25 protein-coding genes are annotated in these 23310 nt (G+C 72.2%); 13 read left to right on the top strand and 12 right to left on the bottom strand.

Annotation, left to right across the window (positions count from 1 at the left end; translation table 11 throughout):
* The first annotated feature begins 35 nt into the window (after positions 1 to 35).
* Positions 36 to 938 (top strand): LysR family transcriptional regulator, encoded by a 903-nt coding sequence (locus ACIQFY_RS00290; protein ID WP_209683161.1) that lies wholly within the window; start codon positions 36 to 38, stop codon positions 936 to 938.
* 163 nt (positions 939 to 1101) lie between these two features.
* On the top strand, positions 1102 to 1734 hold the full coding sequence (locus ACIQFY_RS00285; RefSeq protein WP_066653625.1) for an FMN-dependent NADH-azoreductase: 633 nt from the start codon (positions 1102 to 1104) through the stop codon (positions 1732 to 1734).
* Between the two features lie 42 nt (positions 1735 to 1776).
* Here the strand turns inward: ACIQFY_RS00285 and ACIQFY_RS00280 are convergent, their stop codons facing one another.
* Positions 1777 to 2820 (bottom strand): MBL fold metallo-hydrolase, encoded by a 1044-nt coding sequence (locus ACIQFY_RS00280; protein ID WP_400337707.1) that lies wholly within the window; start codon positions 2818 to 2820, stop codon positions 1777 to 1779.
* Between the two features lie 136 nt (positions 2821 to 2956).
* Here ACIQFY_RS00280 and ACIQFY_RS00275 point away from each other — a divergent pair, with 136 nt between their 5' ends.
* A complete protein-coding gene (locus tag ACIQFY_RS00275) occupies positions 2957 to 4000 on the top strand; it encodes an ATP-dependent DNA ligase (RefSeq protein WP_066653615.1) in 1044 nt (347 codons plus the stop codon).
* A gap of 101 nt (positions 4001 to 4101) precedes the next feature.
* Positions 4102 to 4245 carry a hypothetical protein gene (locus ACIQFY_RS00270; protein WP_153257421.1) on the top strand — a complete coding sequence of 48 codons (144 nt, stop codon included), beginning with the start codon at positions 4102 to 4104 and terminating at the stop codon, positions 4243 to 4245.
* A 47-nt stretch (positions 4246 to 4292) separates the two neighbouring features.
* Here ACIQFY_RS00270 and ligD read toward each other — a convergent pair whose 3' ends face one another.
* Entirely contained in the window at positions 4293 to 5312 is a 1020-nt protein-coding gene (gene ligD / locus ACIQFY_RS00265; protein WP_400337704.1) for a non-homologous end-joining DNA ligase, read from the bottom strand.
* A 165-nt stretch (positions 5313 to 5477) separates the two neighbouring features.
* A complete protein-coding gene (locus ACIQFY_RS00260; protein ID WP_400337701.1) occupies positions 5478 to 6143 on the bottom strand; it encodes a G5 domain-containing protein in 666 nt (221 codons plus the stop codon).
* A 354-nt stretch (positions 6144 to 6497) separates the two neighbouring features.
* Here ACIQFY_RS00260 and ACIQFY_RS00255 point away from each other — a divergent pair, with 354 nt between their 5' ends.
* From ACIQFY_RS00255 to ACIQFY_RS00245, 3 genes are read left to right on the top strand one after another with little or no spacing between them, the layout of a single operon-like run.
* Positions 6498 to 7334 (top strand): DUF429 domain-containing protein, encoded by an 837-nt coding sequence (locus tag ACIQFY_RS00255; RefSeq protein WP_400337698.1) that lies wholly within the window; start codon positions 6498 to 6500, stop codon positions 7332 to 7334.
* A gap of 10 nt (positions 7335 to 7344) precedes the next feature.
* Positions 7345 to 8547 carry a glycosyltransferase gene (locus ACIQFY_RS00250; protein WP_400337695.1) on the top strand — a complete coding sequence of 401 codons (1203 nt, stop codon included), beginning with the start codon at positions 7345 to 7347 and terminating at the stop codon, positions 8545 to 8547.
* The gene (locus ACIQFY_RS00245; RefSeq protein WP_400337692.1) at positions 8544 to 9251 is read left to right on the top strand and encodes a hypothetical protein; all 708 of its coding nucleotides are present in this window, start codon (positions 8544 to 8546) and stop codon (positions 9249 to 9251) included. The genes ACIQFY_RS00250 and ACIQFY_RS00245 overlap by 4 nt, the downstream gene beginning before the upstream one ends.
* A 303-nt stretch (positions 9252 to 9554) precedes the next feature.
* Here the strand turns inward: ACIQFY_RS00245 and ACIQFY_RS00240 are convergent, their stop codons facing one another.
* Complete coding sequence (locus ACIQFY_RS00240; RefSeq protein ID WP_209683174.1) at positions 9555 to 9983, bottom strand: DUF6892 domain-containing protein; 429 nt, start codon at positions 9981 to 9983, stop codon at positions 9555 to 9557.
* A gap of 123 nt (positions 9984 to 10106) precedes the next feature.
* Here ACIQFY_RS00240 and ACIQFY_RS00235 point away from each other — a divergent pair, with 123 nt between their 5' ends.
* Both ACIQFY_RS00235 and ACIQFY_RS00230 read left to right on the top strand, forming a co-directional pair.
* Positions 10107 to 11612, top strand: a complete 1506-nt coding sequence (locus ACIQFY_RS00235) for an APC family permease (RefSeq protein ID WP_251160158.1) — start codon at positions 10107 to 10109, stop codon at positions 11610 to 11612.
* Positions 11613 to 11896: 284 nt separating this feature from the next.
* Entirely contained in the window at positions 11897 to 12511 is a 615-nt protein-coding gene (locus ACIQFY_RS00230) for a hypothetical protein (protein WP_400337689.1), read from the top strand.
* A 2-nt stretch (positions 12512 to 12513) separates the two neighbouring features.
* On the opposite strand, the gene ACIQFY_RS00225 is transcribed toward ACIQFY_RS00230, so the two are convergent.
* The 3 genes from ACIQFY_RS00225 to ACIQFY_RS00215 form a co-directional block, all read right to left on the bottom strand.
* Complete coding sequence (locus ACIQFY_RS00225) at positions 12514 to 12954, bottom strand: hypothetical protein (RefSeq protein WP_144411277.1); 441 nt, start codon at positions 12952 to 12954, stop codon at positions 12514 to 12516.
* Between the two features lie 150 nt (positions 12955 to 13104).
* Positions 13105 to 13641, bottom strand: coding sequence for a hypothetical protein (locus ACIQFY_RS00220; protein ID WP_400337686.1), 537 nt, complete (start codon positions 13639 to 13641; stop codon positions 13105 to 13107).
* Positions 13641 to 14027 carry a hypothetical protein gene (locus tag ACIQFY_RS00215; protein WP_066653598.1) on the bottom strand — a complete coding sequence of 129 codons (387 nt, stop codon included), beginning with the start codon at positions 14025 to 14027 and terminating at the stop codon, positions 13641 to 13643. The genes ACIQFY_RS00220 and ACIQFY_RS00215 overlap by 1 nt, the downstream gene beginning before the upstream one ends.
* A 113-nt stretch (positions 14028 to 14140) precedes the next feature.
* On the opposite strand from ACIQFY_RS00215, the gene ACIQFY_RS00210 reads away from it, so the two are divergent.
* Positions 14141 to 14473 (top strand): hypothetical protein, encoded by a 333-nt coding sequence (locus ACIQFY_RS00210; RefSeq protein ID WP_066653595.1) that lies wholly within the window; start codon positions 14141 to 14143, stop codon positions 14471 to 14473.
* Positions 14474 to 14549: 76 nt separating this feature from the next.
* Here ACIQFY_RS00210 and ACIQFY_RS00205 read toward each other — a convergent pair whose 3' ends face one another.
* Positions 14550 to 15041: a DUF427 domain-containing protein gene (locus ACIQFY_RS00205; RefSeq protein ID WP_400337683.1), complete on the bottom strand. Its 492-nt coding sequence runs from the start codon at positions 15039 to 15041 to the stop codon at positions 14550 to 14552.
* Positions 15042 to 15087: 46 nt separating this feature from the next.
* Here ACIQFY_RS00205 and ACIQFY_RS00200 point away from each other — a divergent pair, with 46 nt between their 5' ends.
* A complete protein-coding gene (locus tag ACIQFY_RS00200) occupies positions 15088 to 16497 on the top strand; it encodes an amino acid permease (protein ID WP_400337681.1) in 1410 nt (469 codons plus the stop codon).
* Positions 16498 to 16712: 215 nt separating this feature from the next.
* On the opposite strand, the gene ACIQFY_RS00195 is transcribed toward ACIQFY_RS00200, so the two are convergent.
* The 4 genes from ACIQFY_RS00195 to ACIQFY_RS00180 form a co-directional block, all read right to left on the bottom strand.
* Positions 16713 to 17321, bottom strand: coding sequence for a hypothetical protein (locus tag ACIQFY_RS00195; RefSeq protein WP_400337679.1), 609 nt, complete (start codon positions 17319 to 17321; stop codon positions 16713 to 16715).
* 304 nt (positions 17322 to 17625) lie between these two features.
* Positions 17626 to 17931 carry a hypothetical protein gene (locus ACIQFY_RS00190; RefSeq protein ID WP_144411274.1) on the bottom strand — a complete coding sequence of 102 codons (306 nt, stop codon included), beginning with the start codon at positions 17929 to 17931 and terminating at the stop codon, positions 17626 to 17628.
* 54 nt (positions 17932 to 17985) lie between these two features.
* Positions 17986 to 18435 (bottom strand): BLUF domain-containing protein, encoded by a 450-nt coding sequence (locus ACIQFY_RS00185; RefSeq protein ID WP_235426535.1) that lies wholly within the window; start codon positions 18433 to 18435, stop codon positions 17986 to 17988.
* 64 nt (positions 18436 to 18499) lie between these two features.
* On the bottom strand, positions 18500 to 19063 hold the full coding sequence (locus tag ACIQFY_RS00180) for a hypothetical protein (RefSeq protein ID WP_311205251.1): 564 nt from the start codon (positions 19061 to 19063) through the stop codon (positions 18500 to 18502).
* Positions 19064 to 19158: 95 nt separating this feature from the next.
* Between ACIQFY_RS00180 and ACIQFY_RS00175 the strand changes: the two genes are divergently transcribed.
* Together ACIQFY_RS00175 and ACIQFY_RS00170 are read left to right on the top strand one after the other, a co-directional pair.
* A complete protein-coding gene (locus tag ACIQFY_RS00175) occupies positions 19159 to 22518 on the top strand; it encodes an SNF2-related protein (protein ID WP_400337674.1) in 3360 nt (1119 codons plus the stop codon).
* A 357-nt stretch (positions 22519 to 22875) separates the two neighbouring features.
* Entirely contained in the window at positions 22876 to 23292 is a 417-nt protein-coding gene (locus ACIQFY_RS00170) for a type II toxin-antitoxin system VapC family toxin (RefSeq protein ID WP_400338382.1), read from the top strand.
* Positions 23293 to 23310 lie beyond the last annotated feature (18 nt).

Genomic DNA, 23310 nt, shown 5'->3' with positions numbered 1-23310 from the left:
TGATGCGTACCGTGCAGGACAGCTACTGTTTCTGCATGCTCGATGTCCGTCGTCTCGTCCTCCTCCGGGAGCTCTCGATCCGGGGCACCGTGGCAGCCGTCGCGGAGGCCCTCAACTTCACGCCGTCCGCGGTGTCGCAACAGCTCGCCGTGCTCGAGCGTGAGGCCGGCGTGCCCCTGCTCCGCAAGGTCGGCCGTCGCCTGCAGCTCACCCCGCAGGCCGAGGTGCTCGTGCAGGCCGCCGGGCACGTGCTCGACGTGCTCGACCAGGCGCAGGCGCAGGTGGAGTCGTCGCTCCCCACGGTGCAGGGACGGGTCCGCGTGGCGGTGTTCCAGTCGGCCGCCCTCGCCCTCATGCCGAACGCGCTGCACGAGATGGCCGTCGCGCACCCGGACGTGCGCATCGAGATGGTCCAGCGCGAGCCCGAGACGGCACTGCACGAGACGTGGGCCCGCGAGTTCGACATGGTGATCGCCGAGCAGTACCCGGCACACACCGCGCCGCACCTGTCCGGGCTGCACCGGTCGGACCTGACGACGGACGAGGTGCGCCTCGCGCTGCCGCCGGTCGACACGGCCCTGGCGCCGGTGTCGTCCATCGAGGACGCCGAGGCGATGCCGTGGGTGATGGAGCCCCGCGGAACGGCGTCGCGGCACTTCGCCGAGCAGGTCTGCCGCCGGTGGGGCTTCGAGCCCGACGTGCGGTACGAGACCGCCGACCTGCAGACCCAGATCCGCCTGGTCGAGTCCGGGAACGCCGTCAGCCTCATGCCCGACCTGATGTGGACGGGTCGGACCACCACGTGCCGGCTCGTCGACCTGCCCGATCGTCCGCGACGGACGATCTTCACCGTGGTCCGCGCCGCAGGGTCGTCCTCCCCGGCGGTCCGTGCGCTCCGCGACGCCCTCGAACGCGCGGCGGCGTCCGTGCACCGCTGACCCGCAGCCTCCCGTCCGCCCCGTCACGCCGTGGCCGGCCGGGAGGCTCCTCCCGCGGCCCCGCCGTGTCCCTCGCGGACACGACGGGGCCGCGCCACGTCCACGGGGACACGGGCCGTCGGCTGCCCGTCCCACCGGGGCACGCGTCGGTAGCGTGGGCCGCATGCCCACGCTGCTGCACATCGACTCCTCCGCCGACCTCGCCCACTCGCGTTCGCGCGCCCTGACCGCCGCGTTCGCGGACGCCTGGCGCGCCCGCGGCCCGGAGTACACGGTGGTGCGCCGGGACCTGCACGTCGACCAGCTCCCGCACCTCGAGACCTCGGCACTGCACTGGGCAGCGTCCGACCGCACCGCCGAGGAGTCCGTCGCGCCCGAGGCCGAGGCACTCCGCCAGGAGGTCATCGACGAGCTCCTCGCCGCGGACGCCGTCGTCGTCGGGGCGCCGCTGTACAACTACACGGTGCCGTCGACCCTCAAGGCCTGGATCGACCGGGTCCACGTGCCCGGGGTCCTCGCCGGGGACGTCCAGCCGCTCGCCGGTCGGCCGGTCGTGACGGTCGTCAGCCGCGGCGCCACCTACGACGCCGGCTCCCCGACCGAGACCTGGGACCACGGCTCGCCCGTGCTGCACCTGATCCTCGGGACGGCGCTCGGCATGAAGCTGTACCCGGTGACCGTCAGCGCCACCCTCGCGGACCGGATCCCGGACCTCGCACCGCTCGCCGAGCACGCGTCGGCCGAGTTCGCCGACGCCCGGACCACGCTCGAACGACTCGCCGCGACGGTCGTCTGAGCCGGACCGGAGGCAGCCGGACCGGCGTCAGCCGGACCGATCTCAGTCTCGCCGGATCTCGTCCGCCCGGCCGAGCAGGTCCGCGTGGAAGGCCGTCTGCGTCAGCGCGCTCGCGAGCAGGAACCCCGTCATCGAGTCGATCCCCCCGCTGAACGGCACGCGCGAGGCGACCTCGAACAGGGTCGGGGACGTCAGGGTGTCGAGCGCCGCGGCGACGTGGTGCGAACGCTCCGCTCGGTGCCGGGCGAGCGTCCGGGCACGCGTGACGACGTCGCGGAAGCGGTACTCGTGCCCCGGACAGACCTCGAGGTCGCCGTACCCGTCGAGCCGTGCGAGGGAGGACAGGAGGTCGCCGAGCGGGTTCGTGGTCGTCCGCCCGCCGAGTCCGATCCCGGAGTTGATGCGCGGCAGCACGTGGTCGCCGGTGAAGAGCAGCCCGTCGCCCTCGTCGACGAGGCACAGGTGCCCGGCGGTGTGCCCCGGAGTCCACAGCGCCCGGACCTCGCGCCCGGGGATCGGCAGCACGTCGCCGTCCGCCACGAGCAGGTCCGCGAAGGGCTCGACGGCGCGACCGAGGCCGATCCGTCGTCCGCTCCCCCACGCGGCGACCACGCCGGCGACCAGCTCCGCGGGCAGCCCCCACCCGGCGATGTCGGCGTCGTTCGCGGCGGCGTCCTCGCGCTCCCGCCGCAGGGCCTCGACCTCGAGCCGGTGCATCGCGATCCGGGCCCCGCTCGCACGCCGGAGCGCAGCGGCAGCACCGAGGTGGTCGGCGTGCAGGTGCGTCACGACGACGAGTCCGACCTGGTCGACCGAGCGCCCGACCGCCGCGAGACCGGCGCGGAGCACCGCGAGCTCGTCGTCCTCCGCCCATCCGGGGTCGATCACGGCGAGGGACCCGTCGGTCCCCTCCACCACGTAGGACAGGGTCGCGTCCGGCACGCCCCCGCGGAACGGCACCGCGAGGGTCCAGACGCCGGGGCGCACCTGCTCGACGGGCGGCAGGACGCCGTCGCGGAGCGCGGCGGCCTGCACGGGGCTGATCGGTTCCGGTGCCGGCGCTGCCGGCGGGGGCACGGTCGTCACGCGACCACCATAGTGACGACGCCCGCGCGCCGGGGTGGGCCGTGCCTCCCGGTCGGGACCCGTGCGCGTCGCGACGGACGGACCGAGCCGAGCCGAGCCTCCCGTCCGCGGGAGCGACCGCGAGTAGACAGGCCACATGGAGATCGCACCGATGCTCGCCAAGGCCGTCGCCACCGTGCCCGACCCCGACAGCGTCCGCGGCGGGCTGCGGTACGAGCCGAAGTGGGACGGCTTCCGGGGGATCGTGACGGTCGACGGCGACGACGTCACCATCGGCAGCCGCGGGGCGAAGCCGCTCACCCGGTACTTCCCGGAGCTCGTGGAGGCCTTCCGCGCGCAGTTCGGCGGACGCGACCACCCCGTCGTGCTCGACGGCGAGGTGGTCCTGCGGAGCGGCGAGCCGGGGAGTGAGCACCTGGACTGGGAGGCCCTCTCCCAGCGGATCCACCCGGCGGAGTCGCGCATCCGCACGCTGAGCGTCGAGACCCCCGCACAGTTCGTCGCGTTCGACCTCCTCGCCGTCGACGGGACGGAGCTGCTGGACCTGCCGTTCGACGAGCGGCGCGAGCGGCTGGAGGCACTCGCCGACGGCATGACCGACCCGCTGTTCGTCACCCGCACCACGCTCGACGTCGACCTCGCCCGCGAGTGGCTCACCACGTTCGAGGGCGCCGGCCTGGACGGCGTCGTGGCCAAGCCCCGGGCGAAGGCGTACGAGCCGAACAAGCGCACCATGCTCAAGGTGAAGCACCACCGGACCGCCGACGTCGTCGCGATCGGGTACCGCGTGCACAAGAGCGGCAGCGGCGTCGGCTCGCTGCTCGTCGGGCTGTACGACGCGGACGGTGACCTCCGCCAGGTCGGCGGCGTCTCCGCCTTCACCGACCGCCGGCGGCAGCAGTTGGTGGAGGAGCTCGAGCCCGTCGTGCTCCGCGATGCGGACGGGAGGCCCGTCACCGGTGACGGGGAACGGTCGCGGTTCTCGTCGGGTCGCGACACCTCGTTCGTCCGGCTCGCGCCGGAACGCGTGCTCGAGGTGCGGTACGACCAGATGGAGGGCGACCGGTTCCGGCACACCGTGCAGTTCGAGCGCTGGCGGCCCGACCGCGACGCCCGGTCGTGCGGGTTCGAGCAGCTCGATGTCCCATCTGCGTACGACCTGCGCGACGTGTTGTCCTAGCGCTTGCACCGGCCGCCGCGCGTCAATATGCTCGCAGTAGTTAGGCTAACTAGTGACTTTCGGACGGGGATCCGGGGGCACGGTGGAGACGGGAGCGGGACATGATCATCGACGGCATCAGCGACGCCAACCGAGGCACCTGGTCCCGCCTGACGCGACTGCACACGGCGAGCGTCACGCTGCCGATGCACACCAGCCGGGTCGCGAAGCCCGAGCACCGCGCCGAGGACGTCGCCGCGGCCTGAGCCGGCCCGGTCAGGGCCGGTCCGTCTCGCACGGTCCGTTCCGCGCTTCAGGCCTTCTTGGCCCGGGACGGCTGGACGCGCGGCGGCTCCCCCGGCATCTTCGGGAAGTCGGGCGGGAACGGCAGCTCGCCGAGCCCGGACGACATGTCCCGTTCCCACCACCCGAGCAACGGAGCGATGTCCCCCGGCTCCGCGTGCATCGACTCCCACGGATCGCCGAGGGTCCGCAGCCGTTCCGGGACGGTGATCACCGTCAGGGTCGTCGGGTCCACACTGTCGACCTCGTCCCAGGTGATCGGCGTCGAGACGCTCGCGTGTGCCAGGGCTCGCGGGCTGTAGGCGCCGGCCATCGTGCGGTCGCGGTTCGCCTGGTTGAAGTCGACGAAGACGCGCTGCCCGCGCTCCTCCTTCCACCACGCCGTCGTCACACGGTCGGGCATCCGCCGCTCGAGCTCCCGCGCCGCCGCGATCACCGCGTGACGGACGTCGAGGAACTCGTGCTCGGGCCGGATCGGTGCGAACACGTGCAGGCCGCGGTTGCCGCTGGTCTTGATCCACGCCGTGAGCCCGACCTCGTCGAGCACCTTCCGGAGCTCGTGCGCGACCGGCACCGTGTCGTGGAAGTCGGTGCCCGGCTGCGGGTCGAGGTCGATGCGCAGCTGGTCGGGGTGGTCGGAGTCCTCGGCGCGGCTCGCCCACGGGTGGAACACGACGGTGTTCATCTGCGCTGCCCACACCGCGACCGCCGGCTCGTCGACCACGAGCTGCGGGTGTGACCGGCCGCTCGGGTAGGTGACGACGACGTCGCGCACGTACTCGGGAGCACCCTTCGGCGGGTTCTTCGAGAAGAACGAATCCCCGCCGATGCCCGACCCGAACCGCTGCAGCGAGATCGGCCGGTCCCCGTTGGCCCGGACGAAGGGCTCCCCGACGGCGACCAGGTACTCGGCGAGGTCGAGCTTCGTGATCCCGACCTCGGGGAAGAGCACGCGGGACGGGCTGCTGATCCGCACCTCCCGGTCGCCGTCCGGACCCGGGACCGTCAGCGTCGTCGCCTCGCTCGCCATGCAGCGGACCGTACACGGCCGGCGCTCCGGGCGCCCCCGGCCCCGGCCTGCCCTCGGCCCCGCCCTTTCCGCCGAGCTCTCCCCGCCGAGCGGGCCAGATCTGTCACGCTCACCGCCGTCGGCCGACGAGTTCCGCCCGCTCGGCGCACCACGGGCGGCGTCGGGTCACATGGTGTTCCAGTGCAGGTGGCCGCTGGCGTCGGGGCCCTTGCCTCCGCACTGGTAGGAGCGACCGTTGGCCGCCTGGGCGACGGTGCCGTTCTGCGCGCTGGAGCAGAACGCCCCTGGGGTGATCGTGTCCTGCGCCGGTGCCTGCTGCACGGGCGCCGGAGCGGCCGGAGCCTGCTGGACCGGGGCAGGTGCGGGTGCAGCAGGAGCGACGTACGAACCGATCGCCGTCACCTCGGCGACGGGCGTCTTCGTGACCTCCTTGCCGACCTCCACGCGGTCGGTCTCCACGCCGTCCGTCGTGGTGACCCGCCAGGTCGTGGTCTCGACCCCGTCGATGCCCGGCGTCGTGACCTTCGACTGCCCCTTCGGCAGCGCAGGGTCGTCGACCGAGGTCCGTTCGAACGGGATCGCCGTCTCCTCGGTCTCCTCCGAGACGGCGACGACCGGAGTCGGCGTCGGTGTCGGTGTCGGCGTGCGAGTGGTCTCGGGGCGCGCGGTCTCGGCGGCCGCCACGGCCGTCACTGGCCGTGCGTCGGCGGCGTTCGACGCGACCGCCCCGACGAGGGCTCCGGCCGAGCCCACTCCCCCGAGCCAGATCGTCGCCGCGACCGCGACGACGATCGTCGCCTTCGTCTTCGTCCTCAGTGCTGCCCACCGCATGCCATCTGCCCCTTCCGGCTGGTCGGAGTCGATGGTGACGACCCCTCAGCGTCCTCGCGAGACCCCCGAACGGGGCTCCGCGCCCAGCGGATGAACCCTCGACCACGACGACGGCAGTACGCCTGCCCGCCGTCACCCGCGCCCGCGCCCACCCCGCCCCGCCCCGCCCGGCACCCCCGGCACGCCGAACGGGCCAGTTCCGCCACGTTCGCCGCCGTCGGCCGACGAGTTCCGCCCACTCGGCGCGCCACGCGCGGCGTGTCCTGCCCGCTCAGGCGCGGCTGTGGAGGGCCGGCGAGCGGCACGGCAACGGGCGTGGAGCGTCGACCGAGCGACGCCGGGCACGATGGACCGGTGACGGCGTACCTCGGGGTGGACCTGGCGTGGGGCCTCGGCAGCGCCCGGAAGCCCGCGAACGAGACCGGTCTCGTCGCGATGGCCGACGACGGCACGATCACGGACGCCGGGTGGGCCCGCGGGGTCGACGCCGTGACGGACTGGATCGCGGAGCACCTCGGGCAACGGACCCTGGTCGCCGTCGACGCCTCGCTGGTGGTGACGAACCCGAGCGGCATCCGCGAGGCCGAGCGGCAGGTCGGGCAACGCTACGGCCGGTGGAAGGTCGCGGCGAACCCGACGAACCTGGCCTCGGCGGCGAGCGCCGGCGCACGGCTGCTCGACCGGCTGACGCAACTCGGGATCGGCTACGTCAGCGACACCGCGGCGATGCGGGAGCGCACCGGGCCGGCGGCCTTCGAGTGCTACCCGTACACGACCCTCGTGGGGGTCGAGGAGCTCGGCTACGACGACGAGCGTCCGCGGTACAAGCGCCTCGACCTGAAGCTCCCGGCCGTCGTCGCCCGACAGCGGCGCGCCGAGGCGTTCGACGACCTCGTGCACCGGCTGCGCACGACCCCGCTCGACCCGCCGCTGCTGCTCGACTCCCATCCCCTGACGGCCGGGCTCGCCGACCCGTCGGTGCTGCACGGGCCGACACACAAGCACCGGGAGGACCTGCTCGACGGAGCCCTGTGCGCCTGGACCGCCGCGTTCTGGGAGCGGCACGGCGACGAACGGGTGCAGGTGCTGGGAGGTGATCCGGGCCTCCCGTCCGACCCACCGGACGAGGCGGGCCGCCAGCCCGTCGTGGTGGCACCCGCGCGTGGGTCGCAGCGGCGGCCGCGCGGCTAGGCTCGACGCCGTGAGCACCACGAGCGAACCCCTGCGCATCGGGCTGGTGTCGCTGCACACCTCCCCCGGCGACGAGCCCGGCTCCGGCGAGGTCGGCGGCATGAACGTCGTGGTCCGACACCAGGCCGAGGCCCTGGCCGACCGCGGCCACCAGGTGGAGATCATCACGCGGCGGTCGGCGCCCACGCAGCCGGACAGCGTCTCGCTCGTGCCGGGCGTGTGCCTGCGGTTCCTGTCCGCCGGGCCAGCGGAGCCGGTGCCGAAGGGCGAGCACGACGCGTTCATCGAGCCGTTCCGGGCGGGCCTCGAGGAACTCGGCCCCTACGACGTGCTGCACTCGCACCACTGGTTCTCCGGCGTCGCCGCCCTGCCCGTCGCCCGCGAGCGGGGCATCCCGCACGTGCAGTCCTTCCACTCCATCGCAGCCGAGTCGAACACTCCCCTGTCCGAGGGCGAGCGTCCCGAGTCCGCTGGCCGTCCCGCGGGTGAGCGGATGCTGGCGCGCGACTCCGACGCCGTCGTCGTCGTGTCGTCCGCCGAGGCGTCGACGGTCCGCACGCGTCTCGGCGGCGACGAGTCGCGGACGTGGATCGTCCCGCCGGGCGTCGACGGGTCCGTCTTCCGCCCCGCCGGCGCCGGCGCGCGCCGTGCGGAGACGCCGTACGTCGTCGCGGCGGCACGCGTGCAGCCGCTGAAGGGGCTCGACCTGGCGATCGAGGCGGTCGCGGGCATCGGCGAGGAGGTCCGCCCCACCCTCGTCATCGCGGGCGACGCCTCGAGCGAGGCAGGCGACTACGTGGACGAACTGCGTCGGCTCGCCGCCGCGCACGGCATCGCCGACCGCGTGACCTTCGTCGGTCCGCAGTCGCGTGCCGACCTGGCGTTCCTGTTCCGTGGCGCAGCGGCCGTGCTCGTACCGTCGCACTCGGAGACCTACGGACTCGTGGCGCTCGAGGGCTCCGCCTCCGGGGTACCCGTCGTCGCGGCGGCTGCCGGTGGGCTGCGGGAGGCCGTGGTCGACGGGGAGACCGGGGTCGTGCTCGAGTCCCGCGACCCGGGCGACTGGGCTGCGGAGATCGAACGGATCCTGACCGATCGGACGTACGCGGCCGGGCTCGCCGCCGCGGGTCGGGAGCACGCCGAACGCCTGAGCTGGGAGCGCTCGGCGGCCGGACTCGAGGACGTGTACCGGCGGGTGCTCGGACGCTCGTGACGGCCGGAGGCGCGGGGATCGGCCGGCCGGGGTCGGCTGGCGGGATCGACCTGTCCGGGTCTGCTGGCGCGCTCGACCTCTCGGGCTTCTGGGCTGCGCTCGACGCCGTGCCGGTGGCCGAGGACGCCGAAGCGCTCTACTCGACCGACTCGGCCGAGGGTCGACTGCGACGGGCGAACCTGTCGGCCTACCTGTCCCACGTCGGGGCAGCGGCCGACACCGTGCTCGTCGCCGAGGCCCCCGGCTGGCGCGGCATGACCAACACGGGCATCCCCTTCACGAGCATGCGGGAGCTCGGCACGCTCGGCTTCGACGTCCTCGTGCCGCCGGAGCCGACCGCGCCGTGGGAGGCGTCGTCCCGGGTCGTGCACGCGGCGTTGCAGGACTGGTCGGGTCCGCTCCCCCTCGCCTGGGCGATCTTCCCGCACCACCCCTTCGTCGCGAGCGACCGGCAGACGAACCGGACCCCGCGTCCGGCCGAGGTCCGCGACGGTGCTCCGGTCGCACTCGCGCTGCTCGAGGCGCTGCGGGACGCTCGTGCCGCCGATCGTGCCGGTCGCCGCCGGGACGTGCGGGTCGTCGCGGTCGGGCGGAAGGCACAGGGGGCGCTCGCGCTGGCGGGCATCGACGCCGTGGCGGTGCGGCACCCGGCGCAGGGCGGCGCGGCGCAGTTCACGGAGCAGGTGCGGGCGCTGCAGGGGTAGCGCGGTCCCCGCCGGGCGGCCGTTGCGCTGGGGCAGGGCGTGCACACGCGGACTTCGACACCGCACCCGTCGATCGACGGGTGCGGTGTCGCACCATGCGCACGCACCAGGTGCCTCCACATGGGTCGACGTTCCGCGTGTCGATCGACGCGTGCAATGTCGCGCTGCGGTCCTGGGCGGGTGTGCGCGCACGCTCGCCGTGCGGGCGGAACGACGATGCCGCTGTCGGACGACAACCCCGGTGTCGCGCGGGCCCGCGCGCACTGTGCGGCTGCGATGCCTCGGCGCCCGAGCGTCGCGGGCTCAGGCGGAGCGGACCTCGACGCCCTTGGCTGCCAGGCGCTCGGTCACGTGCGCGGGCAGCGGCGCGGCGGCGTACACGGTCGTCAGCGCGGGGAGGTCGAGCACGTCGTCCCAGTTCTGCGGGTCGTAGCGGTCGTCGGACCCGTCCCACCCGGGGTGGACGTCCTGCAGGACTTCGAGGTCGGAGTCGACGGTGAGCTCGGTCACCAGCGCCAAGTGCGACGGCAGCAGGTCGAGGTCGTCGTAGTACTCGCGAGCGCGGTCGTCCTGTCCCTCGACGTCGAGGTCCTCACCGGCGTCCTCGTCCTCGTCGCCGTCGTAGGGCTCCAGCACGTCGAGGTCGTAGCAGAGGACGTCGAGCACGAGCAGCTTGGCATTGAAGTCGGCGAACTCGACGGGCTCTTCGGTGGTGTCGGAATCGTCGTGCATGCCCCGGAGCGTAGCCACCGGAGCCCGTGAGCGACCGCGCGATCGGATCACGGGCGTGTTGCAGCCGGCGTCGATCTTCCTGTGAGAGTAGACAGAGTGCCATCCCTCGGGAAAGGCTGACGTATGACCACCACCAAGTCGGACGCGACGCAGCAGGAGCAGCCCACGCTCAAGCGCGTCATCGGTCCCAAGCTGCTGCTGCTCTTCATCGTCGGCGACATCCTGGGGACGGGCGTCTACGCGCTCACCGGCCAGGTCGCCGCCGAGGTCGGCGGTGCCGCATGGCTCCCCTTCCTCATCGCCTTCGCGGTCGCCCTGCTCACGGCGTTCTCGTACCTCGAGCTCGTGACGAAGTACCCCCAGACGGCGGGCGCTGCGCTCTACGTGCACAAGGCGTTCGGCATCCACTTCGTCACCTTCATCGTCACGTTCATCGTGATGTGCTCGGGCATCACGTCGGCGAGCACGGCTTCGCGGGCGTTCGCGGCGAACCTCGGCGCCGGCTTCGGCCTCGAGCTGCCGAACGGCGTCGTGATGCTCATCGCGATGGGGTTCATGCTCGCGGTGATGGCGGTCAACTTCCGCGGGGTCAGTGAGAGCGTCAAGACGAACGTGGTGCTCACCCTGGTCGAGCTGTCCGGTCTGGTGATGGTGATCCTCATCGGGTTCTGGGCGATCGCCGGTGGCAACGCGGACTTCTCGCGCGTGGTGATGTTCGACACCCCCGAGGACAAGACGCTGCTGCTGTCGGTGTCGACCGCGACCTCGCTGGCCTTCTTCGCGATGGTCGGCTTCGAGGACTCGGTGAACATGGCCGAGGAGACCAAGGACCCGTCGCGGATCTTCCCGAAGGTGATGCTCACCGGCCTCGGCATCACGGCGGTCATCTACGTGCTCGTGTCGATCTGCGCCGTCGCGGTCGTGCCGATCGGTGAGCTCGCCGGCAACGAGACGCCGCTCGTCACGGTCGTGCAGACCGCCGCGCCGGACTTCCCCATCGCCGACCTGCTGCCGTTCATCTCGATGTTCGCGGTCGCCAACACCGCGCTGATCAACATGATGATGGCGTCCCGGCTGCTCTACGGCATGAGCAAGCAGGGCGTGCTGCCCGGCTTCCTCTCGCGGGTGTCGCCGGCGCGTCGCACGCCGTCGACCGCGATCGTCTTCACCACCGTCATCTCGCTGCTGCTCATCGGCTGGGTCTCGCTCGACCCGGACTCCCCCATCGTCGTGGTCCTCGGCGGCACGACCTCGTTGCTCCTGCTCTCGGTCTTCACGGTCGTGAACCTCTCGGTGCTGGTGCTCCGTCGCGACCGCGTCGGGCACAAGCACTTCCGGGCCGGTGTCGTGATCCCCGTCATCGGCGTGGTCACCTGCCTGTGGCTCGTCCTCCCCTTCTCGTCCGGTCGCGACCCGCAGCAGTACCAGATCGCCGGCGCACTGCTGGGGCTCGGCGTCCTGCTCTGGCTCCTCACGTGGTTCACGCACGGCCGGAAGCAGACCGAGAAGGCGCCCACCGGACTCGTCACCGAGCCGACCGCGGTGGTCCGTCCGGGCACCGGCCACCGGCACCACGAGGACGGCGACGGCGGACACAGCGACGCGGACGGCCACCGCCGGGACGGCTGATGGAGGCGTCCGAGGTCATCTTCGCGATCTCCATCGGGACGATCGTCCTGCTCTCGCTGTCGGCTGCGTTCCGGTCCGGCCGCCGACGCGACTGACCGGAGGCGGGCGCCGCCGTTGCGACCGACCAGAGGCGGGCGCCGGCGACGCGACCGACCGTGAGCACGGGGCCGCCGACACCCCCGATCGGGCGGCTGCGGTTCCCAGCCGACGCCCGTACGCTCGTCGTGCCCTGCAACCGACCGTCCGGTACTCGCGACGGACCGCCCGCCCGGAAGGACCCCGACATGCGCCGCGCCGGCATCACCATCGCCTCGGTGTTCGGGGCAGGCGTGGTCGCGGCCGTCATCGGCGTGGTGGTCGTCGTCGTCATCGCGGTGCACTCGCTGACCGGCGCAGCGAAGTCCGTGACCGCGGCGCCCGCCTGTCCCGACGTCGCCTCGCGCACGATCGGCGGCATCGTGGTGCCCGCAGGCCCGGTCGCCGGCTTCTGCCAGGACCGCCTGGTGAACGCCGCGTACGTGATCGAGGCCGCTCAGGCACTCGGCATCGGCCCGCACACCCAGGCCGTCGGCGTGATGACCGCGATCGGCGAGTCGAGCCTGGTGAACCTCGACCACGGGGACGCCGCGGGGCCGGACAGCCGCGGGCTCTTCCAGCAGCGCGACAACGGCGCGTGGGGCACGTACGAGCAGCGGATGGACCCGTACACGGCGGCGACGATGTTCTACGCGAAGCTCGTGAAGACGCCGGGGTGGAAGACGATGACCCCGACCCAGATGGCGCACGCGGTGCAGATCAATTCGGACCCGGACCACTACGCGAAGTTCTGGCCGGAGGCGAAGGCCGTCGTCGAGGGTCTGACGGGGCAGTCGGTGCCGGACACCGCTCCCCAGGGCTGAGGTCACCGCAGCACCGGCCCGAGCTCCTCGGCGTCGTGGAGCTCGACCATCGACGCCCCCGTGGCGTTCACGACGACCTGACCCCGCAGCCGCACCGCCCGCTCGGCGAAGGCGCACGCGCAGGCGTCGATCCACTCCCAGTCGACCGGGAACAACTGCGTCTCACCCGGCCGTTCCCACGCGAGCACGACCTCGGACGCAGCGTTGTCGACGCAGACCTCCGCGACCAGCGTGGCGAAGTCCTCGACGTGCTCGTCCGGCTGCAGCGGCAGGTCCGACACGGGCAACAGGAACGGGATCGGCAGCGCCCGTTCGTCGAGGAAGAGCACCCAGCACTGCCGCCGGATCGGCGGTCCGACGACCCCGGAGACGAGGGCGACGACGTCGGCGTCGGTCCGGGCGGACGTGGTGAACAGCTGGTCGAGCACTTCGGTTCCTGACATGCTCCGAGCCTGCGGCCCGTGCCCGGCGGGCAGCAGCGTCCACCGACGATCTGTGGACGACGATGCCGAGACCGCACCCTGTGCAGGAAGACCGGCAGGAGCCCGGCGGATGCCCGGCAGGTGCCCCGCAGGTCCCCAGCAGGACGAGCGTCAGAACCCGTGCTGCACAGCGGAGTCGACGAGCAGCAGGGCAGCGAAGAACACGACGACCTGCGCGGCGATGCCGACCAGCACCAGGGGCCACGCGAGCCGTCGCCGGACGAGCCGCAGGACACAGCCGACGACCGTCCCGACGAGCACCAGCACGACGAGCACCGGCCCGATGGTCACCACCCCGCCACCGAGCCCGACGTCGCAGGTGTTCCCCGGCGCCGCGCACGAGTGGAAGGCCATCGACAGGAAGACGATGCCGCCGCCGACGGCCACCGACTCGACGGCCAGCAGGACGAGCAGCAGCACCGTGGCGACCACGTCCGCGACGCGGCGGTGCGTGCCGGCGGCGAGCCGTGCCTCCCGGCCGACCGCGGCAGCCGACGCGACCGCCCCGTCCGACCCGACCCCGGCAGCCGACGCGACCACCGGGCCCGACCCGACCCCTGCAGCCGACGCGACCGCCCCGTCCGACCCGGCCACGCCGACGGACCCGGACGACACGTCCGGGTCCTGCGACGCCGCCGGGGCAGCCATCAGCGCCCCGTACCGGACCCGCGGGTCGACCAGAGCGCCGCCCAGATGAGCAGCGGCTGCCCGAACAGACGGGCGACGCGCTTCTCGTCGGAGTCGAGGCCGAACGCGTCGCGGCGGTTCACCCACTGCGACAGGTTGCCCGGGAAGATCACCGTGAAGAACAGGGCCGCGACCGTGCCGACGGTCTTCCGGCGGCTGCGCGGCGTGAAGAGCAGCGCGCTGCCGAGTCCGATCTCCGCCACACCGGAGGCCAGCACGGTCGTGTCCGTGTCGAGCGGCACGAAGTCCGGCACCTGAGCGCGGAAGTCACGACGGGCGAAGGTGAGGTGGCTGGTGCCCGCGAAGACGAGCGCAGCACCGAGGAGGACACGGACGAAGGAACGCATGCCCTCATCGTGCTCGCTCGCGCAGTGTCCGTCCGGCGCGTCGCGCGGCGATGCGCCGACCGGCCGTCCCCGGAGGCGAGCGCAACGGGCCACGGGTCGGTACGTTCGGACCCATGGCAGCCGTCGCTCGCGACCACGAACCGCCCGCCGTCCTCGCGACCGTCGCCGTGCTGCTCGCTCCCCTCTCGCTCTGGATGGGCATCATCGTGCCCGCCGCCGACATGGCGCGGCACGTGCTCCTCGAGGCCGTGTTCGGCATCGTCTGCGTGCTCTGCGGCGTCCGCGCGGTCCGGATCGCCGGTCGGCGTCGCGCCGTGCGCGTCTGGGCGTGGATCGGGATGGTGCTCGGTGGCCTCGGCCTGGTGATGACGGCCTGGCAGCTCCTCACCTTCGCGACCGACGGAGGCTTCCCGCCGCCGTTCTGGTCGCCCTACGCGCGCCGCTGACCGCGGTCATCCACCACCGGTCGACGGCCTGGAGGCGCGGCGGACCTCCGCCCCGTCGCCGCCGCCGGGCGGGCGGTCACCAGCCGAGCGTGCCCGGCCCGCCCTTGAAGGGTCCGACCACCCGCGAGGTGATCCACCCGCCGTAGAAGTCACCCTCCTGCGCCTGCACGACCTCGCCGCCGACCTCGCACGAGTCCATCGCCGACGGGTAGATCGCCACCCGGTCGCGGAGGTCCTCGTACCCGGGCTCCGGCGTCGGGTAGTTCCACGCCGCCCGGGGCGCGACGACGCCGTCCCCGCCGACCACGTCGAAGTAGCGCGCACGCCCCTTGAACTCGCACATGCTCGACCCCTGCGCCGGACGCAGCTCGAGCCCCGCCATCGGGACGTAGTACACCGGCGGGTGCGAGGTCTCGAGCACCCGGACGGCGTCGGTCGTGTCGACCACGACCGTCCCGCCGAGCCGCACGACGACGCGGTCGGGGACCGCCTCGACCGCGGGAGGACGCGGGTAGTCCCAGACGGACTCCTGGCCGGGACCGGGTTCGACACGAGCAGCACGATGCATGCAACCGGGTCTACCACCGCCGCCGCAGAAGGAGCAGAGTGGGTGCGTGACGACGACGACACAGGGGATCTTCCGGCGGAAGCCCATCGACACGATCGACGACGACCCCGAGGGCGAGGGCGGCCTGAAACGGCACCTCGGGCTCTGGCAGCTCACGGCCATCGGCATCGGCGGCATCATCGGCGCGGGCATCTTCACCCTCGCCGGCACCGTCGCGAACGGCGTCGCCGGCCCCGCCGTCCTCATCAGCTTCCTGATCGCCGGTGTCGCCAGTGCCGCCGCCGCGCTGTCGTACGCCGAGTTCGCCGGGATGATCCCGAAGGCCGGCAGCGCCTACACGTACGGGTACGCCGTGCTCGGCGAGGTCGTCGGGTGGTTCATCGGCTGGGACCTGCTGCTCGAGTACACCGCGATCGTCGCCGTCGTCGCGATCGGCATCTCGGGCTACGTCGGGTTCCTGGTCGGCCAGTTCGGCATCGAGCTGCCCGCGTGGATGCTCGGCGCGCCCGGGACCGGTGACGGCCACGTCGTGGACGTGTTCGCGATCGTCCTCTGCCTGCTCACCGCCTTCGTGCTGACCCGGGGCATCCGGAGCGCGGCGCGCTTCGAGCTCGTGGCCGTCGCGATCAAGGTCGCCCTCGTCGTGCTCATCGTCGTGCTCGGGGTCTTCCACATCAACAGCGCGAACTACTCGCCGTACTTCCCGTTCGGCTTCGGCGGCGTGATGACCGGCGCCGCCACGGTGTTCTTCGCCGTGTTCGGCTACGACGCGATGTCCACCGCCGCCGAGGAGTCCACCGACGCGCGGAAGCACATGCCGAAGGCGATCCTGCTGTCGCTCGGCATCGCGATGGTGCTCTACGTCCTGGCGACGCTCGTGCTCACCGGCATGCAGAAGTACACCGACATCGACCCCGCCTCGGGCTTCTCGTCGGCGTTCGCGTCGGTCGGGCTCGGCGGGATCGCCAACGTCATCGCGATCGGGGCGATCGTCGGCATCGTGACCGTGCTGGTCACCTTCATGCTCGGGGCCTCGCGCGTCTGGTTCTCGATGAGCCGCGACGGGCTCATGCCGAAGTGGTTCGCGAAGACCGACCCGAAGCGGCACGTGCCCACGCGGGTGACGTGGATCCTCGGCATCGCATCGGCGGTGCTCGCGGGGCTGCTGCCGATCGGCGTCGTCGCGGAGCTGACGAACATCGGGATCCTGCTCGCGTTCGTCGTCGTCTGCTCGGCGGTGATCGTGCTGCGCTACCGGCAGCCCGACCTCGACCGGCAGTTCCGGCTCCCGTTCATGCCCGTCGTGCCGATCATCGGGGTCGTCGCCTCGCTGTGGCTCGTCACGTTCCTGCAGTGGGAGACCTGGGTGCGGTTCGCGATCTGGTTCGCGATCGGGCTCGGGGTGTACTTCGGGTACTCGCGGAAGCACAGCAAGCTGGCCGCAGAGCAGCGCTGAGGCTCCTCGCCCCGCGATTCCTACCGAACTGTGACTCGGCCCACGTATGGGACAAACTCGAATGCGACGGGACCACTGCGTATGCCTGGCGCTGGTCGAACCACCCGGCCCGCTCGATGATCCGTCCTACATGCGGTCCCGACCCCGTCAGGGTCAGCAACTGAAAGGATCACAACCGCGAGTCCGTCGACCTTGAATCGAAGGCTCCTCCGCACTCAACGACGATTCCGGTCCGACTTCACCCATCGCCCAGCGCCTGCGGGCTCTTCATCCAACGTCAACGCTGGCTGAGTCCTTCGGCCGCGGATTGACCGCACTGGCTCTCCGTTGGTTCGCTCCCACCAGCGACCGTTAGCGTCTTGGAAGACCAGGTTCACCTTCATCGGGCCTGAAATCGTACCCTCGGGGTAATACACCGTGAACTGCCGGTCCTCGTTCGGGCCCATCTCATCGAATCCCAGCGCGAAGGGAATCCTGCGACCATCAGCGAGGACAAGATGGACGACGAGGTTGGAGAAGGCTTCTTCGCTCGTAGATACGAGTCGAACACGTGCCGAATCGGCGGCACGAACAAACCGGAGACCTGCGTTCGGATCGAACTCAACGAGCCCGGGCATCGCTACCGAAGGATTCTTCTGCAACTCTCCCGGTAAGACCTGCACCGGGGCAGTTCCTCCGATCGGCGCAAGGAGTCGCGCCTGAGATCGACGTTGGTCCGACAGGCTGCGGCTGTAGAGAAAAACGGCCCACAGGAGCGCGAGAACGGTACCGATCGCCCCGACCCATCCCGGAGCGTCACCCCAGTCGATTGACCAATCACACACGATGAGATCCTAGGCCGGTGATTCATCTCCATTCCTGCAACGGCACGGAGGTCCAAACCCCGTCTCCTGGCGCTGCGACCGCGCGCCCGGGCCCCTACCGACTCACTGTGGGCGGTAGCGGCTCAGAGCTCTGGCGGGGACTGGAATTGGCCGGGGACGGTAGGGAGGAACGTCTGCAGGCAACAATCCGCGGCGCGGTCACGCTGCGCTGTCGCCCAGTCGATGACGATCCCGGTGCGCGAATCCCGGAGATGATGAACCGGGATCGTCAGTCGGTGGACGCGAGGACGGCCCACCGTCGCGGCTACTCCGCCACCACCCACACGTGCTGCGCCTGCCACCCCTCCGGCACCGTGTTCCGGTACGCCGCCAGCGCCGCCACGTAGTTCGGCCCCGACGCCTCGTGCTCCCGCGTCGCGGTCGACCGCGCGGTCGCCTTGATCGTGGTTTCCCCCGTCGCCTTGCTCTCGACCGCGTTCGTCTGCAGCAGCGCGAACCCGTCCAGGTCGAGTGCGGCGACGGCTGCCTCCTTGGCCGCCACGACGGAGTCCGCGTAGCCCTCGGCCTCGCGCGTCTCGGTCGAGCGGATCATGCCTCGCAGTGTCGTCACCGAACCAGTATGACCCGATCGATCCGGGTCTCCGAGCGCGACGGCGGCAGGGCGTCAGGCGTCGCGCCGGTGCTTGCCCTTCGCCGCCGTAGGGTCCGCCATCGGGTGGTTGCGGAACCACCGCAGCAGCTCGCGGGGGCGGCTCTGGTCGGCGCTGTCGTCTCCGCGGTCGAGGAAGGTGCTGAAGCCCTCGGGCACCTCGACGCCGTCGGTCTCGCGGTCGTACGCCATCGACCACTCCGGGAACCGTCGCGTGTGGATGGACTCCTCGACGAGCAGCCGGACGTCGTCGTGCCGCTCGTCCGCGACGATGCGCGCGTACGTCGCCATCACCGCGTCGTACGGCCCCTCGAGCAGCTGCATGAAGCGCCCGCCGCGGTGCACGAGCATGCCGGTCAGCCCGTCGGCGGTGTTCCGTGTCCGGGCGTGGTCGAGCACCGCCTCGAGGTCACCCTCGTCGAAGGGCTCGGTGGCGGAACTCATGTACACCAGTGACTGCAGCACGCATCGATCCTGCACCTGAGCTGCTGTCAGCGACGCCCCCAGAACGGGACGCGGACAAGTCACGTCAGTCGAGCGGCGTCCAGTCGAGGACCTGACCGTCCTCGGTGCAGTACGTCGTGTCCGAGTCCTCGGTGGTGGTCTTCGACCACGACGGCGACCAGTACGAAGCGTCGATGTCCCGCTGCTTCGGGAAGACACCGACCACGGTGCCGGCCGACGTGTCCGGGTCACCGGGCACCGGATCGACGTCGAGGGTGTCCGGGTCGAACCATCCGTAGGTGGTCGCCCCGGTGATGCTGTCGAACTCGATGTACATCGTGATGTGGTCGTCCTGCGACGCGGTGCCGAGCTGCACCTGGTACTCCTGCCGCGCCCCGTCGTCGTCCGTCGGCACGCCGGACCACTCGACGCGGTAGGCGTCCGCGGTCTCCTCGATCGACACCGAACCGGTCCCGGAGGCCAGGTCACACGACGCCGTGCCGGGCGTCGCCGCCGTCGTCGCGCTCGCGCTCGGAGCCGGCGCCTCGGCCGTCCGTGTCCCCGCCCCGAGCACACTGCACCCCGACAGGGCGACCACCGTCGCCACCGCCCCTGCCACCACGACTGCGCCGCGCGCTGCGTTCCCCATGCGATCCCCCTCGTGTCGCGCGCCCTCCGGCGCCCGCCCACGCTAGCAGCGGAGGGCCAGCAGCGGAGGTCGGTGGCGCCTGGCACGATGGACCCGTGCCCTCCGCCCCGATGATCGACGCCGTGGACGTCATCCGGTTCGTCGGGCCGCAGACCTTCGGCCGTGCGCGCGACGTCGTCCGCGCCGGCCTGGTCGAGGACGCCACCTGGCACGACGACGACGGCACGGTCACCGCGACCGTCTCCGGCTCCGCCGACGACCCCTACGAGCTCCGCGTCGAGACCACCGTCGCCCGCGGCGAGTTCGTCCGCCCCGTCCGCAGCACGTGTTCCTGCCCCCTCGGCGGCGACTGCAAGCACGTCGCCGCCGCGCTCCTCACCATCAACGCGCGTGCCCTCGCCGCCGAACCCCGAGCAGCGGGTCCCCTCGCCCCACCGCCTGCCCCGGACTGGAGGCTCGACCTCGCCCGCCTCGCCGGTGACGACGACCGGGCGGTCGCCCCGCAGGGCACCCCCACGGGTCTGCAGTTCGAGTTGCGCGACGCGGTCCCCGCCGCGCTCGCCTCCCGTGCGCGCGCCGCCGGCCGGGCGCTGCCGTCCCGTGCCCGCAGCGTCCGGCTCGGCGTCCGCCCGGTGACCCGCAGCGCCGCCGGCAACTGGGTCCGCGGGCAGCTCACCTGGGGCACGCTCCCCTACTCGATGAACCGGCTCGGCATCGCGCCCGAACAGCACGCCTGGTTCCTGCAGTTCTCCGCGCTGCACCGCGCCGGGCAGCTCGCGGGACTCCCCGGCGAGAGCGACTGGGTGCACCTCGACGACTTCGGCAGCCCCCTGCTCTGGCCGCTGCTCCGGCAGGCAGCCGAACTCGGGATCGCCTTCGTGACGGGCAAGCGCGAGGGCGGCGCGGTCCTCGGCGGCGACGCGCGCGTACTCCTCGACGCAGCCCGGCACGACGGCACGCTCGTCATCGGTGCGAGTGCGGTCGTCGACGGGCGCCCGGTGCCCGACGGCTCGGCGCGCACGATCGGCGACCACGGTGTCTACGCCTTCCGCGAGAGCCCCGAGTTCCACGTCACCCTCGCGCCGACCCCGGCTCCGGTCCCCGAGGACCAGCGCCGCATGCTCGTCGAGGGCGCGCGCATCACCGTGCCGGCCGATGCCGTCGACGAGTTCCTGGCCGACTGGTCGCCGCGACTCCGCGGCGCGCTCGGCCTCGTCAGCTCCGACGGCTCGGTCGAACTCCCCGAGCGGACACCGCCCGAGCTCGTCCTGACCGCGACGTTCGAACCCGCCCGGGCACCCCGGACCGACGACCGCCTGCACCTGCAGTGGCGGTGGCACGTCGACGGACGGAAGGACCCGGTCACGCTGCACGGCCCGCTCCCCGACCTGTCGGGGATGCGCGCCGCGGACGACCCGGCCGATCCGTCGACGCAGGCCGACGACGGCGGGCGATCCGCGCCTCCCGGCCCCGGCGGCGGTCTCGCCTGGTTCGAGGACGGCACGGTCGACGGTGCGGACGTCGCCGTCTTCGCGACCGAACTCCTGCCGGCCCTGCCCGCACTCGGTGTCCGGACGGTCGTGCAGGGCGAGCCCGGCGACCACGAGCGGCTGACCGGGCGACCGCACATCCGCGTCACGACGATGCCGTCCGAGAAGCACGACTGGTTCGACCTCGGCATCTTCGTCACCGTGAACGGGCGGCAGATCCCGTTCACCCCGCTGCTCCGGGCGCTGGCGAAGCGTGACCGCCGCATGAAGCTCATCGACGGGTCGTACCTGTCGCTGGCCGACCCGACGTTCGACCGGCTCAAGGAACTCATCGAGGAAGCGCGCGAGCTCGACGAGTGGGAACCCGACCAGGCCCTGACGGTGACCCCGCTGCAGGCCGGACTGTGGTCGGAGTTCGACCAGCTGGCCGACGAGACCGAGCACGACGAGCGCTGGCAGCGGATCGCAGCGGGTCTGCTCGACGCCGCACCGCAGGACGAGGTCCCCGTGCCGGACACCGTGCACGCCGAGCTCCGCCCCTACCAGCACGCCGGCTACGCCTGGCTCCGGTTCCTGCGGGAGCACGGCATCGGCGGGGTGCTCGCCGACGACATGGGCCTCGGCAAGACGCTGCAGGTGCTGTCCATGATCGCCGCCGCCCGCCGGTCCGAGCCCGATGCTCCGCCGTTCCTCGTCGTCGCGCCGACCTCGGTCGTCGGCAACTGGGCGGACGAGGCAGCCCGCTTCACCCCCTCCCTGCGGGTGACCGCCGTCACCGCGACCTCGCTCAAGGACCACGCCCGGGTCGCCCGAGCGGCGGCGGAGTCCGACGTCGTCGTGACCTCGTACGCACTGCTCCGGCTCGACGCCGCCGAGTACACCGGAGTGTCCTGGTCGGCGCTCGTGCTCGACGAGGCGCAGTTCGTGAAGAACCCGCAGTCGCAGACGCACCGGGTCGCGGCCGAGCTGCCCGCGCCGGTGAAGTTCGCGGTCACGGGGACCCCGCTCGAGAACGGGCTGACCGACCTCTGGGCGCTGTTCCACGTCGTCGCGCCCGGGCTGCTGTCGTCGTGGTCCCGGTTCGGTGACGACTACGTGAAGCCGCTCGGCTCCCCCGACCTGCGCGGGGACGCCCGCAAGGAGCTCACCGACCGGCTCCGGCGTCGGATCCGACCGCTCATGCTCCGCCGGACGAAGGAGAGCGTCGCCGCCGATCTGCCGCCGAAGCAGGAGCAGGTCGTCCGGGTGACGCTCGACCCCGCGCACCGCGCGCTGTACGAGCGGACCCTCAACCGGGAGCGCCTGAAGGTCCTCGACCTCATCGACGACCTGGCGCGCAACCGGATGATCGTCTTCCGGTCGCTGACCCTCCTCCGGATGCTCGCCCTGTCGCCGGCACTCGTGCAGCAGACGGACCACGACGCCGACGACGACGACGCTGCCGGTGCGGATCCCATTCCCTCGGCGAAGCTCGACCTGCTGCTCGACGAGCTCGAGCAGCTCGCCGCCGAGGGCCGCCGCGCCCTGGTCTTCAGCCAGTTCACCACGTTCCTGCGCATGGTCGCCCAGGCACTCGACGCCCGAGGCATCGGGTACGAGTACCTCGACGGCTCGACCCGGAAGCGCCCGCAGGTCATCGACCGCTTCCGGACCGGCGCGGCACCGGCGTTCCTCATCTCCCTCAAGGCCGGCGGCTTCGGGCTGACGCTGACCGAGGCGGACACCGTCTTCGTGCTCGATCCCTGGTGGAACCCGGCCGCCGAGTCCCAGGCGGTCGACCGGACGCACCGCATCGGGCAGACCCGCTCCGTGAACGTGCAGCGCTTCATCGCCGAGGACACCATCGAGGAGAAGGTCCTCGCCCTCGCCGCCAAGAAGGCCGAACTCTTCGCGACCATGATCGACGACGACGCCCTGTTCGCCGACGACCTGACCGCCGAGGACATCCGCTCGCTGCTCGCCTGAGCCGCGACATACGAACTCCTTCGCGTCCGGACGCCCGCGTCGGTACCGTCGCCGCATGTTCGTCGAGACCAGCCGCTCCGCCCAGCCCCGTCCCGCTCCGCAGATCCCCGTCGCGAGCCTGCTGACACCGACTCCAGCTGGAGCTGGACCGGACGTCGAGCCGCACGCCGATCTCGAGTCCCACGCCGATCCCGCGCCGCCGCGAACAGGAGTGGTCCGGCGCAACGGCACCACGGCACCGTCCACCTTCCGGCTGCGCAACGGCACCGAGGTCACGCTCGGCGGCTCCTTCGGCGGCAGCCGAGGCGTCTGGTCGAGCGCGTCCGAGGGGCATCGGCGGAGGCGGCCGGCACGGTGATGGTCCTCGACGCGAACGTCGTGATCGCGCTGCTCGACGAGGGCGACGGCCTGCACGAGCGCGCGTACGACCTGGTCGAGGACCACGCGTGGGACGAGTTCTGCACCTCGGCCCTGACCCTCGCCGAGATGCTCGTGCGACCGGCGTCCCGGGGGCACGCCGACCGTGAGCGCGGCACCATCGAACGACTCGGCGTGTCGGTCGTCCCGGTCACGGGCCGTACCGCACGGCAGGCGGCGGACATGCGCGCCAGCCGCCGACTCGGCACGCCGGATGCGGTCGTCCTCGTCACGGCGCAGGCCGTGCACGGCCAGCTCGCCACCTTCGACCGGAAGCTCCGCCGCATCGCTCAGGCCGAGGGCCTCGACCTCGCCGAGCCGTACGACGACGGCGGGCCCTGGCCGTTCCCGACCTGAGCCCGCCGTCACGACCGG

This window comes from Curtobacterium sp. NPDC092190 (assembly GCF_044755625.1).
Classification (GTDB): Bacteria; Actinomycetota; Actinomycetes; order Actinomycetales; family Microbacteriaceae; genus Curtobacterium.
This window is presented reverse-complemented; position numbering and strand designations above follow the sequence as displayed.

Bases quoted from the DNA above. Each gene is read 5' to 3' on its own strand.
- ACIQFY_RS00210 (WP_066653595.1), top strand. From the start codon at position 14,141: ATGGCAGCCGTCGCTCGCGACCACGAACCGCCCGCCGTCCTCGCGACC.
- ACIQFY_RS00220 (WP_400337686.1), bottom strand. From the start codon at position 13,641: ATGGCTGCCCCGGCGGCGTCGCAGGACCCGGACGTGTCGTCCGGGTCC.
- ACIQFY_RS00285 (WP_066653625.1), top strand. From the start codon at position 1,102: ATGCCCACGCTGCTGCACATCGACTCCTCCGCCGACCTCGCCCACTCG.
- ligD (WP_400337704.1), bottom strand. From the start codon at position 5,312: ATGGCGAGCGAGGCGACGACGCTGACGGTCCCGGGTCCGGACGGCGAC.
- ACIQFY_RS00270 (WP_153257421.1), top strand. From the start codon at position 4,102: ATGATCATCGACGGCATCAGCGACGCCAACCGAGGCACCTGGTCCCGC.
- ACIQFY_RS00225 (WP_144411277.1), bottom strand. From the start codon at position 12,954: ATGTCAGGAACCGAAGTGCTCGACCAGCTGTTCACCACGTCCGCCCGG.
- ACIQFY_RS00170 (WP_400338382.1), top strand. From the start codon at position 22,876: ATGGTCCTCGACGCGAACGTCGTGATCGCGCTGCTCGACGAGGGCGAC.
- ACIQFY_RS00205 (WP_400337683.1), bottom strand. From the start codon at position 15,041: ATGCATCGTGCTGCTCGTGTCGAACCCGGTCCCGGCCAGGAGTCCGTC.
- ACIQFY_RS00230 (WP_400337689.1), top strand. From the start codon at position 11,897: ATGCGCCGCGCCGGCATCACCATCGCCTCGGTGTTCGGGGCAGGCGTG.
- ACIQFY_RS00290 (WP_209683161.1), top strand. From the start codon at position 36: ATGCTCGATGTCCGTCGTCTCGTCCTCCTCCGGGAGCTCTCGATCCGG.
- ACIQFY_RS00235 (WP_251160158.1), top strand. From the start codon at position 10,107: ATGACCACCACCAAGTCGGACGCGACGCAGCAGGAGCAGCCCACGCTC.
- ACIQFY_RS00275 (WP_066653615.1), top strand. From the start codon at position 2,957: ATGGAGATCGCACCGATGCTCGCCAAGGCCGTCGCCACCGTGCCCGAC.
- ACIQFY_RS00260 (WP_400337701.1), bottom strand. From the start codon at position 6,143: ATGCGGTGGGCAGCACTGAGGACGAAGACGAAGGCGACGATCGTCGTC.
- ACIQFY_RS00215 (WP_066653598.1), bottom strand. From the start codon at position 14,027: ATGCGTTCCTTCGTCCGTGTCCTCCTCGGTGCTGCGCTCGTCTTCGCG.
- ACIQFY_RS00240 (WP_209683174.1), bottom strand. From the start codon at position 9,983: ATGCACGACGATTCCGACACCACCGAAGAGCCCGTCGAGTTCGCCGAC.
- ACIQFY_RS00180 (WP_311205251.1), bottom strand. From the start codon at position 19,063: ATGGGGAACGCAGCGCGCGGCGCAGTCGTGGTGGCAGGGGCGGTGGCG.